14 protein-coding genes are annotated in these 16,071 nt (G+C 73.2%); 7 read left to right on the forward strand and 7 right to left on the reverse strand.

The window, feature by feature from the left end:
• Positions 1-2 precede the first annotated feature (2 nt).
• From OG373_RS22550 to OG373_RS22560, 3 genes are all read left to right on the forward strand, one after another.
• Positions 3-962: an acyl-CoA dehydrogenase family protein gene (locus tag OG373_RS22550; RefSeq protein WP_405439930.1), complete on the forward strand. Its 960-nt coding sequence runs from the start codon at positions 3-5 to the stop codon at positions 960-962.
• Between the two features lie 378 nt (positions 963-1,340).
• Positions 1,341-1,817, forward strand: a complete 477-nt coding sequence (locus OG373_RS22555; RefSeq protein ID WP_229920595.1) for an ATP-binding protein — start codon at positions 1,341-1,343, stop codon at positions 1,815-1,817.
• Between the two features lie 287 nt (positions 1,818-2,104).
• Complete coding sequence (locus OG373_RS22560; RefSeq protein ID WP_405439931.1) at positions 2,105-3,775, forward strand: alpha/beta hydrolase; 1,671 nt, start codon at positions 2,105-2,107, stop codon at positions 3,773-3,775.
• 12 nt (positions 3,776-3,787) lie between these two features.
• Here the strand turns inward: OG373_RS22560 and OG373_RS22565 are convergent, their stop codons facing one another.
• From OG373_RS22565 to OG373_RS22575, 3 genes are all read right to left on the reverse strand, one after another.
• On the reverse strand, positions 3,788-4,405 hold the full coding sequence (locus tag OG373_RS22565) for a TOPRIM nucleotidyl transferase/hydrolase domain-containing protein (protein WP_405439932.1): 618 nt from the start codon (positions 4,403-4,405) through the stop codon (positions 3,788-3,790).
• A 102-nt stretch (positions 4,406-4,507) separates the two neighbouring features.
• On the reverse strand, positions 4,508-5,197 hold the full coding sequence (locus tag OG373_RS22570) for a hypothetical protein (RefSeq protein ID WP_397739355.1): 690 nt from the start codon (positions 5,195-5,197) through the stop codon (positions 4,508-4,510).
• A 142-nt stretch (positions 5,198-5,339) separates the two neighbouring features.
• Entirely contained in the window at positions 5,340-6,266 is a 927-nt protein-coding gene (locus OG373_RS22575; protein ID WP_405439933.1) for a cyclase family protein, read from the reverse strand.
• 117 nt (positions 6,267-6,383) lie between these two features.
• On the opposite strand from OG373_RS22575, the gene OG373_RS22580 reads away from it, so the two are divergent.
• From OG373_RS22580 to OG373_RS22590, 3 genes are read left to right on the forward strand one after another with little or no spacing between them, the layout of a single operon-like run.
• Complete coding sequence (locus OG373_RS22580; protein WP_405439935.1) at positions 6,384-7,295, forward strand: SDR family oxidoreductase; 912 nt, start codon at positions 6,384-6,386, stop codon at positions 7,293-7,295.
• A 36-nt stretch (positions 7,296-7,331) separates the two neighbouring features.
• Positions 7,332-8,534, forward strand: a complete 1,203-nt coding sequence (locus tag OG373_RS22585) for an acyl-CoA dehydrogenase family protein (RefSeq protein ID WP_405439936.1) — start codon at positions 7,332-7,334, stop codon at positions 8,532-8,534.
• The gene (locus OG373_RS22590; RefSeq protein WP_397739362.1) at positions 8,531-9,598 is read left to right on the forward strand and encodes a Zn-dependent alcohol dehydrogenase; all 1,068 of its coding nucleotides are present in this window, start codon (positions 8,531-8,533) and stop codon (positions 9,596-9,598) included. The genes OG373_RS22585 and OG373_RS22590 overlap by 4 nt, the downstream gene beginning before the upstream one ends.
• Before the next feature lie 112 nt (positions 9,599-9,710).
• Here the strand turns inward: OG373_RS22590 and OG373_RS22595 are convergent, their stop codons facing one another.
• Positions 9,711-10,328: a flavin reductase family protein gene (locus tag OG373_RS22595; RefSeq protein WP_405444155.1), complete on the reverse strand. Its 618-nt coding sequence runs from the start codon at positions 10,326-10,328 to the stop codon at positions 9,711-9,713.
• A 239-nt stretch (positions 10,329-10,567) separates the two neighbouring features.
• Between OG373_RS22595 and OG373_RS22600 the strand changes: the two genes are divergently transcribed.
• Complete coding sequence (locus OG373_RS22600; RefSeq protein WP_405439937.1) at positions 10,568-11,353, forward strand: VOC family protein; 786 nt, start codon at positions 10,568-10,570, stop codon at positions 11,351-11,353.
• 51 nt (positions 11,354-11,404) lie between these two features.
• On the opposite strand, the gene OG373_RS22605 is transcribed toward OG373_RS22600, so the two are convergent.
• The 3 genes from OG373_RS22605 to OG373_RS22615 all read right to left on the reverse strand — a co-directional run bounded on the left by OG373_RS22605 (position 11,405) and on the right by OG373_RS22615 (position 16,012).
• Positions 11,405-12,208, reverse strand: coding sequence for an enoyl-CoA hydratase/isomerase family protein (locus tag OG373_RS22605; RefSeq protein ID WP_405439938.1), 804 nt, complete (start codon positions 12,206-12,208; stop codon positions 11,405-11,407).
• A gap of 169 nt (positions 12,209-12,377) precedes the next feature.
• Complete coding sequence (locus OG373_RS22610) at positions 12,378-14,612, reverse strand: acetate--CoA ligase family protein (RefSeq protein ID WP_405439939.1); 2,235 nt, start codon at positions 14,610-14,612, stop codon at positions 12,378-12,380.
• A 212-nt stretch (positions 14,613-14,824) separates the two neighbouring features.
• Positions 14,825-16,012 carry a flavin-containing monooxygenase gene (locus tag OG373_RS22615; protein WP_405439940.1) on the reverse strand — a complete coding sequence of 396 codons (1,188 nt, stop codon included), beginning with the start codon at positions 16,010-16,012 and terminating at the stop codon, positions 14,825-14,827.
• Between the last annotated feature and the right edge of the window lie 59 nt (positions 16,013-16,071).

Below are 16,071 nucleotides of genomic sequence, written 5' to 3' on the forward strand. Positions count from 1 at the left end.
GCGTGGACTTCCAGCCGACCGAGGACCAGCAGGACCTGCGGGCGGGCGTACGGGGCCTGCTGGCGGGGCGGTACGGGCGTGAGGCGCTGCGGGCGTCGGTCGACGCGGCGGCTGACACAGGGACCGACACAGGGAGCGGCACAGGGACCGACACCGGGGCCGGCGTGGACCGCGCGCTGTGGCGGGAGCTGGGCGAGGCGGGCTTCTTCGCGCTGCGCCTGCCGGAGTCCGAGGGCGGTGTGGGCCTGGGGCTGCCGGAGGCGGTCCTGGTCTTCGAGGAGGCCGGGCGGGCGCTGGTGCCGGGGCCGCTGGTGGCCACACACCTGGCCGCGGGGGTGGTGCCGGGAGCGGCGGCGGGAACGGCGGTGGTGACCGCCTTCGACCTGGGCGGGCCGCTGGTGGCCCACCTCGGGGACGCGGACGCGGTGCTGGGCGCGGCCTCGGTGCCCGCCGGCGAGCCGGTGCGCTCGGTGGACCCGCTGACACCGCTGCACCGGGTCGCGGCGGTGGGCGACGTCTCGGCGTACCGCGATACGGGCGCGCTGCTGACGGCCGCGCTGCAGCTCGGGAGCGCGCTGCGGACGGTGGAGCTGGCGGTGCGGTACGCGGGCGAGCGCGAGCAGTTCGGGCAGCCGATCGGGGCGTTCCAGGCGGTCAAGCACCTGTGCGCGCGGATGCTGGTCCGGGCGGAGGTGGCCCGTACGGCGGTCTACGCGGCGGCGGTGACGGGGGACCCGGGCGAGGTGGCCGCGGCCAAGCTCCTGGCGGACGAGGCGGCCGTGCGGGGCGCCCGGGACTGCCTGCAGGTGCACGGCGGGATGGGCTTCACCTGGGAGGCCGACGTGCACCTGCACCTGAAGCGGGCCTGGGTGCGGGCCGAGCAGTGGCGGACGGCGGCGCAGGCGGAGGAGCTGCTCGCCGAGGAGCTGCTCGGCGGGGAGCTGCACGGGTCGGCGGGGTAGTGGGGCAGCGGCGTATTCGGGTGGCGGGGCGGCCGCGGCGGAGCTCGACCGGCGTTGCGCACGGTGATGTGGAGGCACGGCAGCGACGACGCGGGACGCATGTCTGATTACAGAGAGTTGATATCGGTTTGTGTCCTTCGCCCGACTCATTGCGACCCGGAAGCGGGGGCCTGCTCCGGTACGCTCCCACGAATGCGAGCGGTTGAGCGGCGCGAGCGTCGCACAGTATGCACCACGCCCACTCCTTCGCGCGGGAATATGCCCGAAGCGCTTGTTGTGGTGACTGTATGTCAACCATGCTGCTACGGAGGGGGATCACACTGGGTGATCCCGTCCTGTCGCGAGGCGAAGTGTCCGCCGGTTCGGATGGTGTGAGCGGTGCAGCTGCTTCAGGTTCAGCTGGAGGTCGGAGCGGATCCCGCCGAGGTCGGCCGGGCCCGCCGGTGGGCCCGGTCCCGGTTGGCGGGGTCGGGCATAGGGGACGACGAGCCGCTCGCCGAGACGCTGATCCTGCTGATCTCCGAGCTGGTCACGAACGCGGTCGTGCACACGGGCTGTCCGGCCGTGCTGCGGATGCTGTTCGGAGGGCCGGGGGTGCGGGTCGAGGTGGCCGACGCGAGCGACCGGGCACCGAACCGCCGTCAGGCGTGCGGGGAGGACACCGGCGGGCGCGGCCTGGAGCTGGTCGACGGCCTGGCGGACCGCTGGGGCTGGCAGCGCGAGGGTGCCGGCAAACGGATCTGGTGCGAGATCGACCGCGCGGAGAAATCGACCTCGGACTGCGCCTCCGAGCGGCCCTCGGACGGCCCGTCGGAAATTCACACCCCGCCGCGGGAACCGCGCGTGTACCTCTAACGAGGTGTTGACGGTTCGTCACATCTTGATCACCCTGGTGTGGAGCGATTCGACGCGAGGGGACGCCAAGGACAGGCCTTGACGAGTGCGGGTCGCGGGGTGGCGGCTGCCGTGCCGCGCTCGGGGCGTGCATGCGCGTCGCCGCCACCCGCAGAACCTGCCGGGCCTCCTCCTCCGGGAGGAGGCCGGACCGGGCCGCGGGTCCCGGGCGCCGGGAGCGATCGGGACCCGAGGCCTCGTGCCCGTGGCCGATGTGCCGTGCCGGGGCCGGTTCCTAGCCTCGGGGCATGCGATCACACGAAGCGGCCGATGCGCCGCCCACCGCCGACCGTACCCCCGTCCCCGCCGCTCGCCGCGCGTCGTCCGTGGGCCTCGTCCTCGCCGCCTGTCTCGCCACCATCCCCACCCTGGCCGTCGCCGCCGAGGCCGCGCCCGCCGGGGCCGCGCACCCGTCGGTGTCCACGTCCCCGTCGGCGTCGCGGGCCGCGTCCGCCGAGAACCGTTCCGCGGCCGGGCTCGACCGGTACTACCGGCAGCGGCCGGGCTGGGGCAGCTGCGTCACGGGCCCCGACGACACCACGGGCCGTGATCTGGACCGGGCCGGGGTGCAGTGTGCGGACGTGACGGTGCCGCTGGACTACGCCGCCCCCCGGGGCCGCACGATCACCGTGGCGATATCCCGGCTCAGGGCCACCGACACCCGTCACCGCATCGGCGCGATCCTGCTGAACATCGGCGGCCCCGGCGGCCCCGCCGTGGCACACCCGCCGGCGGCCCGCGCGGCGATGAAGGAGGTCGGGGCCCGCTACGACATCGTCGGCTTCGACCCGCGCTTCGTCGGGCGCAGCACCCCGCTGGACTGCGGCTGGCCCCTCGGCATGACCTGGCTGTCGGCCGGCGCCGACCGGGCGGGCTTCGACTGGCAGGTCGCCCTGCAGAAGAGCCTGGCGGACAAGTGCCGGGCCGCCGGTGCCTCCGTGCTCCCGCACATCAGTACCCGCAACACTGCACGCGACATGGACGTCATCCGCGGCGCGCTCGGCGAGCGGAAGATCTCCTACCTGGGCTACTCGTACGGCACCTACCTGGGCACGGTCTACACCCAGATGTTCCCCGGCCGCCACGACCGGATGGTGCTCGACGGGGCGATCGACCCGGGCGACTACCGCCCCCGGCTGCTGGAGGGCGCCGAGCGTGAGAACGAGAAGGCGCTTGCCGACTGGGCGGTCTGGGCCGCGGAGCGCCACGGCGTGTACGGCCTCGGCCGCACCCGCGCCGAGGTGCTCGCCTCCGTCGACCGCGTCGTCGCGGCATCCGCGCGCGGCCCGCTGACCATCGGTTCGGGCGCCGATGCCTTCCGGATCGACGACAGCCAGGTGCCGCTCCTGCTCTTCTCGGGCATCGCGGACGACACCGAGCCCGCGCGGGCGTCCTTCGGCGAGCTGCTGTCCGTACTGGTCAAGGCCGCCGGTGGGGCGCCCACCACGCTGCCCGAGGGGATCGCCGGTGAGCTCCGCTACGCGCTGCGCGGAGAGGGCGAGCCCACGGGCGCGCAGTCCGCGATCATCTGCGGGGACGTGGCCGCCGCGCGCGATCCCGAGCAGTACTGGCGGGACATCGAGCGCAGCCGCGCCGCGCATCCCCTGTTCGGCCCGCTGACCCACAACATCAACCCGTGCGCCTTCTGGGACCGGCCGCGCGAGGAGCCCACCCGGGTGCGGCGTGACGCGTCCGCGCTGATCGTGGCCGCCACGGGTGATCCGCGCACCACGTACAAGGGCAGCGTCGAGCTGCGCCGGCTGCTGCCGAGCTCCAGGCTGATCACCCTGGAGGGCGCCAACCGGCATGCCCTCTACGGGAGTTACGCCAACGCCTGCGTGGACGAGCAGGTCAACAGGTACCTGGCCACCGGCAGACTGCCGGCGAAGGACCGGACGTGCGTCAAGGAGACCGGCTGAAGCCGGCGCGGTTCACAGGCTCGCGAGGAGATCGTCGAGCGGGGCCGGTACCTCTTCGGGGGCGAGGGCCTCGGCGAGGAGGCGGCCGTAGCGGATCTTGCGACCCTTCGTCGTGCCCAGGAAACGCCGCAGCTGCCGCTGCCGGGGCCGGCCGCGCTGGGCGGGCTGGCGTACGAAGGTCTGCCAGGAGCGGAGCTCGCCCTCGGAGCGCAGGATGTCCTCGATCCGGGTGGTGCCCAAGGCGCGGATGAGTTCGTCCTCCAGGTCCGCCACGCACACGAAGAAGCCCTCGCGGGGCGCCCCGGCCCGGTCCAGGGCGCGGTCGTAGAAGGGCTGTTCGTTCTCGTCGGACAGTCCTGTCAGGCGCAGGCCGAGGCCGGGCGGCCCGAGGAGGTCGGTGTAGCGGGCGACGCTCATGGCGCCGCCCATCGATACGAGGCACACGCCCTCGGCGGGGAGGTCGCGGCCGCGGCGTTCGGCGAGCACCTCGACGGCCGCGAGGTCGCTGGGGCCCTCCAGCAGCACCGCCGTCCGTACGTTCAGCCGGGCGGCGAGCTCGCGCGCGGCCTCGCCGGTACCGCCGGCCGCCCAGTCGTCGACCGCTTCCCGGAACGCCCGCATGTCTGCCATGGGGTGAGTCTGCGCTCTCGCGGATGCGGGGGCACGCGCTTTTCGGCGGCCACGGCCGCCCGCTGTCCCGGGCGTCGTGCCGGGGCAGCGGGCGGACGGCTTCTAGCCGTCGGTGCAGATCACGTCGTACGGGCGGCCGATGGCCATGGTCAGCTCGATCGGGTCCGTGGTGCCGGAGGGGCACTCGGACTTCGACTTGACGAGGCCGAGGACCTTCTGGGCCCCCGAGCCGCCGCAGGCGACCTCCTTGGCCTGAGAGGTCACGCAGTCGCCCTTCACCAGCTGGCCGCCACCGGCGCCCGCGTCGCCGGGGTGGTCGCCCGACAGGTTGCGGCCGCAGACGGTGTTGGTGGGGATGCCGCTCGACTTGCCGCCGTTGTAGGAGATGCTCACGTCGATCATCAGGTCCGTGCCGGGCGGGCACTGGATCGCGCCCGGGAGGATGCTGGCCTCCTTGATGTCGATGGCCTTGAAGGTGGCCCCGGAGTCGGAGCAGCCCGTCCGCTTGTAGCCGTCGGGGGCCTTGGCCGGGTCGGGTCCGCCGCAGTCGCCGACCTTCCACGCGCTGGAGGTGTCGGAGGAGGACTCGGGGGATCCGGGGTCCTTGGCCGTGGGCTTGGCGGAGGGGGACGCCGAGGGGGACGCCGTCGGCTTGCTGTCGTCCTTGTTGACCGACTGCATGACGAAGTAGCCGCCGATGATGACCACGACGAGGACGATGACGGCGACGACGTTGCTGCCCGAGCGGCGCCCGGGGGCAGGTGGCGGCGGTACCTGGTACGGGTTGGTCATGCGTGCTTCTCCTGCGGGGAAGGTGGTGGGGACGGGGTGTGACGCGCGTACGGTGACGCGTCATGTCCACCTCATGGTTCCACCGGGTACGGCTCGTGCGTGGCCAGGGTCGTGGGGCCCGGCGCCGCCCGCCCTGCCGGTTTCAGAGAACGGCCACCGGAGCCACGGGAGTTCCGGTGCCGCCGACGAACGGTTCCGGCATCGCCGAGAGGAGGAAGGCGTACCGGTTTTCTTCTGCACAGGCTGTGGACAACTTTTCGAGGTTCCAGTTCTGGCCCTGGTGCATGCCCATCTCGACCAGGTCGAGGGCGTGCACCGGCAGCCACAGGTTCTCTGTCTCCGGCGGGAAGATCTCGAAGGTCAGGGTGTCGTTCGCGACCGCCGCCACGTCCCGCGCGTGGAACCACTCGGGCGTACGGACCGACAGCCCGGGCGAGGGGAAGCCGTAGCCGTGTTTGTCGCCCGCCAGGTAGACCTGGATCTGGCCGGTGCGCACCAGGACGATGTCCCCGGCGCGGACGGTGACCCCGCCGAACTCCTCTGCCTCCGCCAGGTCCCCGGGGGTCACCGCGTGGTCGCCCGGCAGCCGGTCCAGCCCCTTCGCGCGTGCGACGTCGAGGAGCACCCCGCGCGAGACGATGTGGCCGGCTTTGTCGATGCCGCTGAACTCGGCGCGGCCGTGTGCCGTGATGGTGCCGGCCGGGCGGCCGTTGTAGATCTTCCCCGAGTGCGAGACGTGGGTGAGGGCGTCCCAGTGGGTGCCGGCCTGGAGGCCCATGCTCACGGCGTCGTCGCTGCACGCCACCGTGCCGGGGCCGAAGAGCTCCTGGTTGATCTGCACCATCGTGTGCAGCGGGTTGATCCGGCCGGGGATCATGCCGACCTGGACCCCGTCCTCCTTGAGCGGGAGGGCGAGCGGGATGCGGCGGCCGGTGCGGATCTCCGCCGCGGCGGCGCGCACCACCTCGTCGGTGATCAGGTTCAGGGTGCCGATCTCGTCGTCGGCGCCCCACCGTCCCCAGTTGTTGACGCGCTTGGCGATGTCGTGGAACTCGGCGGGCAGGGTCATGGGTGTCGACAGCTCCTTGCGTGGATACGGCAACGACGGCAACGAGGGCTTGTGCAGGTGCATCCGACTACCCATAGAATCTAACGGTCCGTCAGAAATCGCGGGAAGGGGCCGGACGTGGGGAACTTCTTGGCAGGCAAGGCCGTCGCCGTCACCGGCGCCGGCCGGGGCATCGGGCGGGCCGTGGCACTCGCCGCGGCCGCCGAGGGCGCCAAGGTCGTCGTCAACGACTACGGGGTCGGGATCGAGGGCGCCGAGCCCACCAGCGAGATCGCCGAGGCGGTGGTGAAGGAGATCGTCGCCGCGGGCGGGGAGGCCGTCGCCGTCGCCGACGACATCTCCACCATGGCGGGCGGCCAGCGCCTCGTCGACACCGCCCTCACGCGGTACGGCCGCCTCGACGGCGTCGTGTGCGTGGCCGGCATCCTGCGCGAACGGATGCTGTTCAACATGTCCGAGGAGGAGTGGGACCCGGTCATCGCCACCCACCTCAAGGGCACCTTCACCGTCTTCCGCGCCGCCTCCGCCGTCATGCGCAGGCAGGGCTCGGGCACCCTGATCGGCTTCACCAGCGGCAACCACCAGGGCTCCGTCGCCCAGGCCAACTACAGCGCCGCCAAGGGCGGGATCATCTCGCTCGTCCGCTCCGCCGCGCTGGGCCTGGCCAAGTACGGGGTCACGGCCAACGCCGTCGCGCCCGTCGCCCGCACCCGCATGTCCGCGAACGTCCCCATGGAGCTCAAGGAGATCGGCGAGCCCGAGGACGTGGCGGCCCTCGTCACGTACCTGCTCAGCGACCGGGCCAGGGCCGAGGACATCACCGGGCAGGTCTACACGATCGCCGGCCCGAAGATCGCCGTCTGGGCGCAGCCGCGCGAACTGCGCGCCGGATACGCCGAAGGCTCCTGGACGCCGGAGAAGATCGCCGACTTCCTCCCCGGCACCGTGGGCACCGACCCGATGCCGATGCTCGCGCAGCTGGAGGCCATGGCGAAGGCGGCGGCCGCCAAGGACCGCCCCAACGCGTAGGCCCGGACGGACCGGATCGGACCAAGGGGGAGCGGCGTGGACTTCAGCTTCGGGGCCGAGGACGAGGAGCTGCGCGGGCGTGCCCGGGCGTGGCTGGCCGAGCACCTCGTGGGCCCGTACGCGCAGGCCGTCGGTCTCGGCGGACCGGGCAGCGAGCACGAGGGGGTCGAGGCCCGGCGCGCATGGGAGCGCGAGCTGGGCCGGGGCGGCTGGATCGGGCAGGGCTGGGAGGCCGACGGGTGGGGCAACCGCCGGCTGTCGCTGACCGGCCAAGTGGTGTGGGCCGAGGAGTACGCGGCCCTGCGCGCCCCCGGCCGGGTCGGCCACATCGGCGAGAACCTCCTCGCCCCGACGCTCATCGCCCACGGGACGCCCGAGCAGCAGGGCCGCTTCCTGCCCGGCATCGCACGCGGTGAGGAGCTGTGGTGCCAGGGCTACAGCGAGCCGGGCGCCGGATCCGACCTCGCGGGGATCCGTACGGCCGCGGTACGGGACGCGGCCGACGGCCTGTTCCGCGTCACCGGCCAGAAGATCTGGACCTCGCTCGCCCGCGACGCCGACTGGTGCTTCGTCCTGGCCCGCACCGAGCCCGGATCGCGCCGTCACCGGGGGCTGTCGTTCCTGCTCGTACGGATGGACCAGCCCGGACGCGTCGAGGTGCGGCCCATCCGGCAGATGTCGGGCACGAGCGAGTTCAACGAGGTGTTCTTCGACGGGGCGGTCGCGGCGGAGGTCGTCGGCGCCGAGGGCGACGGCTGGACCGTCGCCATGGGCCTGCTCGCCCTGGAGCGCGGCGTCTCGACCCTGGTCCAGCAGATCGGCTTCGCGGCGGAACTGGAGCGCGTCCTGGCCGCGTACGCGGCGCGGGACGCCTCGGGCGCCGGGGACCCCGTACTGCGGGAGCGGCTGGTCCGCCAGTGGGCCGAGCTGCGCACGATGCGGTGGAACGCGCTGCGCACCCTCGCCTCCGCGGGGGATCCGGGCGCGCCCAGCGTGGCCAAGCTGCTGTGGGGTGGCTGGCACCGGCGGCTCGGGGAGCTGGCGGTGGCGGTCCGCGGCGCGGCGGCCACCGCCGGACCGGCGCACTGGGCGCCCGGGCTCCCGTACGAACTCGGGCTCGACGAGGAGCAGCGCCTGTTCCTGTTCACCCGTGCCGACACCATCTACGGCGGCTCGGACGAGATCCAGCGGAACATCATCGCCGAGCGCGTGCTCGGCCTGCCTAAGGAGTCCAGGTGAGAGGCGTCGTGTTCGACGGCAAGCAGGCCCGGGTGGTCGACGACCTGGAGATCCGCGATCCGGGGCCGGGGGAGGTGCTGGTCGCGATCGGGGCGGCCGGGCTGTGCCACAGCGACCTGTCGGTGATCGACGGGACGATCCCGTTCCCGCCGCCGGTGGTGCTGGGGCACGAGGGCGCGGGCATCGTGGAGGCGGTGGGCCCGGGCGTCACGCACGTGGCGCCGGGCGATCACGTGGCGCTGTCCACCCTCGCCAACTGCGGGGCGTGCGCGGACTGCGACCGGGGCCGGCCGACGATGTGCCGCAAGGCGATCGGGATGCCGGGGCAGCCGTTCTCGCGCGGCGGCGAGCCGTTGTTCCAGTTCGCCTCCAACTCCGCCTTCGCCGAGCGCACGATCGTCAAGGCCGTGCAGGCGGTGAGGATCCCGGCCGACATCCCGCTGACCTCGGCGGCGCTCATCGGCTGCGGGGTCCTCACGGGGGTGGGGGCGGTGCTCAACCGGGCGCGCGTGGACCGGGGCGAGAGCGTGGTCGTCATCGGCACCGGCGGCATCGGTCTCAACGTCCTTCAGGGGGCCAGGATCGCCGGTGCCACGACGATCGTGGCCGTGGACGCGAACCCGGCGAAGGAGGCGGTGGCCCGGCAGTTCGGCGCCACGCACTTCATCGACGCGTCCGCCGTCGCCGACTCCTCGGCGGCCGTCCGCGAGATCCTGCCGACCGGCGCCGACCACGCCTTCGAGTGCGTGGGCAACGTCAAGCTGATCCGCCAGGCGATAGACCTCCTCGACCGGCACGGGCAGGCGGTCCTGCTCGGGGTGCCCGGCTTCCGGGAGGAGGCGTCGTTCCTCGTGTCGTCCATGTACCTGGACAAGACGATCATGGGCTGCCGGTACGGGTCCTCGCGCCCGCAGCGCGACATCGCCCTGTACGCCGAGCTCTACCGGCAGGGCAGGCTGCTGCTGGACGAGCTGGTGACGGAGGTCTACCCGGTGGAGGACTTCGCCAAGGCCGTGGACGACGCCCACCACGGGCGGGTGGCACGCGGCGTGCTCACCTTCTGACCCGCGGGGAGGGTGGCCCCGGAGCCCGGCCCGGAGCCCGGCCCCGGGGCCACCCTCGTGTCCTGCTTTCCCAACTGCCCTTACGCCTCGAACGCCGGGTCAGTACGCCGGGTCAGTCGGCGAGGCGGCCGAAGCGGCCCTTGTGGAAGAGGAGCGGCTCGCCCTCGCCGGCCGCGCCCATGGCCACGACCCGGCCCACGACGATGAGGTGGTCCCCGCCGGTGTGCACGGCCTGGATCCGGCAGTCGATCCAGGCGGGCACGGCGTCGAGCTGCGGTGATCCCGTGACGGGGGCGGGGGTGTGGGTCACCCCGGCGAACTTGTCGGCGCCGCTGACGGCGAAGGACCGGCACAGCTCGCCCTGTTCGGCCCCGAGGATGTTGACGCAGAACACCCCGGCGCGGGCGATCCGCGGCCAGGTGGTCGACGTGCGGGCCACCATGAAGGTGACCAGGGGCGGGTCGAGGGAGAGCGAGGCGAAGGACTGGCAGGCGAAGCCGGCCGGACCCTCCTCGTCCTCGCCGGGTGGCGCGGTGATGACGGTGACCCCGCTGGCGAAGTTCCCGAGCACGGCCCGGAACTCGGCGGGGGACACCGGCGCGCGCTCGTCCGCGCCGACGGCCCTCAGATCGGGACGCGGCAGGGCGTCGACGGACTCGGGTTCCCGCTGCGCCGGGGCGGAGGTGGGGGAGCCGACTGACCTGAGGTATCGGACGACGGTGGCCGCCATCCCTGCATGTCCCATCACCCTCCCGATTGAAGCTGACGGTTCGTCAGATGTGAAGGGGTGGGCGAGGTCCACCCGCGGGGATCGCGGCGCGGACAGGACGGGAGGGGGAGGGCGGCCGGTGTCCGTACCCCCGTACGGGTGAAACCCCCGGCCCCCGTGGGTCCGTACGCCCGGGCTCGGGTGGAGGCTCGGCATCGTGGCAGCGACCTCGTACCGCCGCCGTACCCCGGGAGGACCCCATGCTCGGCACCGACTTCACCACCGGATCACCCAACTGGCTCGACCTCGGCAGCCCCGACACCGACGCCGCCGTCGCGTTCTACGGAGCCGTCCTCGGCTGGGAGTTCGCCTCCGCCGGGCCCGAGGCGGGCGGGTACGGCTTCTTCCAGGTGGGGGGCAGGACCGTCGCCGCGCTCGGGCCGCTCACCGAGGAGGGGGCGACGCCCGCCTGGATGCAGCACTTCATGACCCCCGACATCCAGGCCACCACCGCGGCCGTCCGTGACGGCGGCGGCACGGTCCGGATGGAGCCCATGGACGTCATGGGCGAAGGCTGGCTGGCCCAGTACACCGACCCGCAGGGCGCCGAGTTCGCCGTCTGGCAGCCCGGCAAGACCGGCGGACTCCAGCTGACGTCCGCCGAGAACGCCCTGCTGTGGACGGAGCTCCACGTACCGGACCCCGTCGCCGACATCGCCTTCTACGCCGGACTGTTCGGGTGGCGCAGCGCCGAGATGCCCGCCCCCGGGATGACGTACCGGGTGCTGAGCACCGCCGACGGGGACCAGCAGGACGCCTCCTTCGGCGGGGCCGCCCCCTTCAGGGGCGAGGGCGAGGGCGAGCGGGCGCGCTGGGTGCCGTACTTCATGGCGGCGGACGTCGACGCGACCGTCGCGGTGGCCAGGGCGAACGGCGGATCGGTGCTCATGCCCGCCACCGACCTCCCGGAGGTCGGGCGGATCGCGTGGCTGGCCGACCCGGCCGGAGCGGTGTTCGCACTGCTCAAGCCCGACCCGCAGATGTAGTACGGATTCAGGTCGGGATTCGGGTCGGGAATCAGGATTCGGATTCGGGATTCAGCGGCCGAGGTACTTGGGCGTGCGCCGCTCCACGAAGCTGGCCACGCCCTCGTTCGCGTCGGCCGTGGTCATGTTGATCTCCTGAGCGGTGGCCTCGGCGGCCAGTGCGGCCGCCCGGTCCCCGTCCAGAGAGGCGTTGACCAGCTGCTTCGTCATGGCGAGGGCCCGGGTGGGCCCCTGCGCGAGGCGCTCGGCCCACGCCCGGGCGGTCGCCTCCAGCTCCTCGGCCGGAACCACCCGGTTCACCAGGCCCAGGCGCTCGGCCTCGACGGCCGGAACGGCGTCGCCGAAGAACATCAGCTCCTTGGCCTTCTGCGGGCCGACGAGCCTCGGCAGCAGGTACGCGCCCCCGCCGTCGGGGACCAGCCCGCGGCGGACGAACACCTCGATGAAGCGGGCCGGTTCGGCGGCGATGACGAGGTCGCAGGCGAGGGCCAGGTGCGCTCCGATACCGGCGGCCGTGCCGTTGACAGCGGCGAGGACCGGCTTCTCGCAGTCGAGCACGGCGGTGATCAGACGCTGCGCGCCGAGGCGGATCATCCGGGCGACGTCGCCGGCGACGCGCTCACCCGCGGGGGTGCTCCCGCCGCGCAGGTCGGCGCCCGCGCAGAAGCCCTTGCCGGTGGCGGTGACGACGACGGCCCGGACGCCGGGGTCGGCGGAGGCCTCGGCGAGCAGCGCGATGACGCGCTCGCGCTGGTCCCAGGTGACGGCGTTCATCGCCTCGGGGCGGTTGAGGGTGATCCAGGCGACGCCGTTGTCGATGCGGTGGAGGACTTCGTCCTCGGGTGTGCGGGTCATGGTGAACTCCGGTTCGGGGGTGGGTGCGGCGCCGTTGCCGGGGGCCCGCCCCCGGACCCCCGGGCCTCGAACGCCGGCGGGGCCGGTACATCCGGCCGCGCGGCGTTCGAGCGCACGGGCGTGCAACGCACGTACGGGGCCGGGGGCGCAGCCCTGGTGAACTGGGCGGTCAGCGGCAGATGGCGAGGGCGTCCAGGGCCACCGCCCCCTGACCGCGGGGGAGGACCATCAGGGGGTTGATGTCCAGCTCGGACAGCTCGTCGCCCAGTTCCAGGGCCATCCGCTGGATCCGCAGCACGACCTCCACCAGGGCGTCCACGTCCGCCGGCGGAGCCCCCCGTACGCCCTCCAGCAGCGCATGCCCGCGCAGCTCCCTCAGCATCGCCCGCGCCTGGTCCTCGCCGAACGGCGGCACGCGGACCGCCGCGTCGTGCAGGACCTCCACCAGGACCCCGCCCAGCCCGACCGTGACGGTGGGGCCGAAGAGGTCGTCCTGGGTCACGCCGACGACCATCTCCACGCCCCGCTCCACCATCTGGCAGACCAGGATCCCGTCGAGCGGCACGTTCTCGTAGCGCGCGATGTCGGTCAGCTCCCGGTACGCGTCGCGGATCTGGCTCGCCGAGGTGAGGCCGATCTTCACGAGGCCGAGTTCCGTCTTGTGGCCCAGCTGCGGGCCCGAGGCCTTCATCACCACCGGATAGCCGACGAGCCCGGCGGCGCGGACCGCCGCCGCCGCGCTGGTCACCAGCTGCTCGCGGGGGACCCGTATGCCGTAGGCGCGCAGGAGCTGCTTCGCCGCGTGCTCGCTGAGCTGCTGCGACGGCCGCATGAGTGCCTGCGCCTTGCGGTACGAGGGCGAGGGCGTGCGGGGTGCGTCCTCGAAGGGGGAGCGGTAGCCGGCGGTGAAGCGGTGGTGGCCGAGGTAGGCGCGGACGGCGGTGATGCAGTTGCCGAAGGTGCGGAAGGTGGCCACGCGGGAGGAGCCGAGGAGGGTGGTGCGGTAGGCCTCCTCGGTGCCGACGGGGGAGCCCCAGATCACACAGATCAGCTTGTCGCTCTGCTCGGCCGCGTCCACCAGGTCCTGCGCGAGCCTGTCGCTCATGGGCGGGAAGGGCCCGGTGATCGGGCAGATCAGGACGCCCACCTCGGGGTCGGCGAGGATCGCGTCGATGATCTTCCTGCCGCGCCAGTCGCCGACCGGGTGGCCGCCGTTGTCGACGGGGTTGGCGACGTTCAGGTACGCGGGGATCCACTGGTGGAGCTCGTCCTGCTTGGCCTGCGTGAGCGTGGGCAGGGTCAGGCCCGCCTCCGTGGCCAGGTCGGAGAAGTGGGCCCCGGTGCCGCCGGAGATCGAGTAGACGACGACCCCGTCGGCCTTGGGCCTGCGGGCGCGGGCGAGCAGGGCCGCGGTGTCCTGGAGCTCGTCGAGCCCGTCGACGCGGATGACGCCGAACTGGCGCATGGCGGCGTCCACGACGGTGTCGGCGCCGGTCAGCTTCCCGGTGTGGGAGGCGGCCGTGCGCGCGCCGGTCTCGGTGCGGCCGACCTTGACGGCGACGACCGGGACCCCGTTGCGTGCGGCCCGGTCGGCGGCGAGCAGGAAGGACCGGCCGTCCTTGAGGCCCTCGACGTAGCAGGCGATGGCCCCGACCTCGGGCTGCTCGGCGAAGTAGGAGATGAAGTCGGCGGTCTCCAGGTCGGCCTCGTTGCCGGTCGGCGCCCAGTGGGAGAGCCGGATGCCGAGCTCCTGGAGGGTGTAGACGGGCCGGCCCTGGTGGCCGGACTGGGTGATCAGGGCGATCGCGGGGCCGTCGAGGTCCTCGCGGAACTTCTCGAAGGCGTTGAGGTTGGTGTTGGGGCCCAGCAGACGCAGGCCCGAGCGCTGCACGGCGGCGCCCAGCCGCTCCTGGGCGGCGGCGCCCGCGTCCCCGGTCTCCGCGAAGCCGGAGGCGAAGGCGACGGCGAACTTGACCTTGGTCTCGGCCAGTTCCTCGATGACGGGGAGCGGGTCGGCGACGAGGAGGACGGCGAGGTCCACCTGTTCGGGCAGGTCGGCCACGGAGGCGTGGCAGGTCAGCCCGAAGACGGTGGGGCGGGTGGGGTGCACGGGGTGGAGCCGTGCGCCGACGCGCTCCGCCCAGGCGATGAGCTGGCGGGTGATTCCGGTGTTGGGTTTGCCGTCGGCGTCGGAGGCGCCGATGACGGCGACGGACTCGGGTCGGAAGAACCGGTCCAGGTCGGGGACGTCTGCGTGCAGCGGTCGTCCGCTGACGTCGAGGGGGACCGCGTCGTCGGCGGAGGGGGCCGCCGACGAGTGGACGGCGGTCCTGGGAGACTCCCCGCAGGCCTCGACACGTGCGCGGAAGTCGGTGGTGAGGGTGCCGTGAGTAGATCCAAGCATCGTTGCCGCCCACTCCTGCTCGATGAACCTCGATGGAACTCAATAACTGACGTGTAGTCAGATTACTGAACTGACGTGCCGTCAGGAACAGGGCTGCGCAGGAAAGGTGTGGAGGTGGTGTGGTGAAGTGAACGGTGACAGATCCCGCCGGGACCGGTCCAGGGCGCGATTCGGCCGACGCGGCGACCGGGGCGGGCCCGGCCCTCAGCCGCCTACCGGTCGGCCTTGGAGGCCGCACGGCGGGCTACCGCCCTGGCGATCTTCTCCGCGTCCAGGGCCATCTCCCGGAACATGCCGCTGATGGGGTTCGAGAAGCCCGTGAAGTACAGGCCGCGGGCCTGTTCGGGGGAGCGGGCGCCGTGGGTGAGGGGCCGGCCGCGCTCGTCCAGCACCCCCAGGTGGCCGACCAGTCCCTCCAGCGCCCGGCGGTAGCCGGTCGCCGCGATCACCGCGTCCGGGGTGATCCGCGAGCCGTCCGCGAGCAGCACCTCGGCGCCGTCGAAGGCCTCGACGGCGGCCACCGGCTCCACCCTGCCGCTGCGGACCGCGTCGATCAGACCGACGTCCTGAACCGGTATCGACCCCTGCTTCACCCTGCTGTACAGGCCGGTGGCGGGGCGCGGAAGTCCGTACGCCGACAGGTCCGGTACGGAGGCCCTGGCGACGACCGCCGACAGCCGGTCCACGAGCCGCGCCGGCAGCCGGCGTACGAGGATCCCGCTGCGCTGGGCCGGCCAGCCGGCGGTGGAGCGGCGCATGATGTGCGGCGCGGTGCGCACGGCGAGCCGCACCCGTGCCGCGCCGCCCTCGACGAGGTCGACGGCGATCTCGGCGCCGGTGTTGCCGACGCCGACGACGAGGACGTCCTGGCCCGCGTACGGCTGGGGGTTGCGGTACTCGCGGGCGTGCAGCAGCCGGCCCCCGTACCCGTCCAGGCCCGGCCAGTCGGGGAGCGCGGGCGTGTGGTTGTACCCGGTGGCGATGACGACGGCCGCGGCGGCCAGCTCCCGCCCGCCGCTGGCGTGCAGGGTCCAGCCGTCCTCGCCCTCGGGGGCGCGCTCGATCCGGGTCACCTCCACGCCGGTGACCAGCTCCAGCTCGTGGAACTCGGCGTACTTCTCCAGATAGCGCACGACGTCGTCGCGGGAGACCCAGCGCCCGAAGCGGCGCGGCATGGCCAGGCCCGGGAGGGCGGAGAGGCGGCGGGTGGTGTGCAGGCGCAGCCGGTCGTAGTGCCGCCGCCAGGACGAGCCGACCTCGTCGGACTTCTCGACGACCACCGCACGGACCCCGCGGGCGCGCAGCGCGGCGGCCGCGGCGAGGCCGCCGGGGCCGGCCCCGATGACGTACACGGGGCGGGGCTGGGTGGTCATGTCGGGTGCTGTGGGGTCTCCGGGCATGAGGTGTGATCGTATCGCCACGCTGGGTTGATGGGTCTCGGTCGGGCGGGGAATCGATT

The organism is Streptomyces avidinii (assembly GCF_045161815.1).
In the GTDB taxonomy this organism is placed as follows: Bacteria; Actinomycetota; Actinomycetes; order Streptomycetales; family Streptomycetaceae; genus Streptomyces; species Streptomyces avidinii.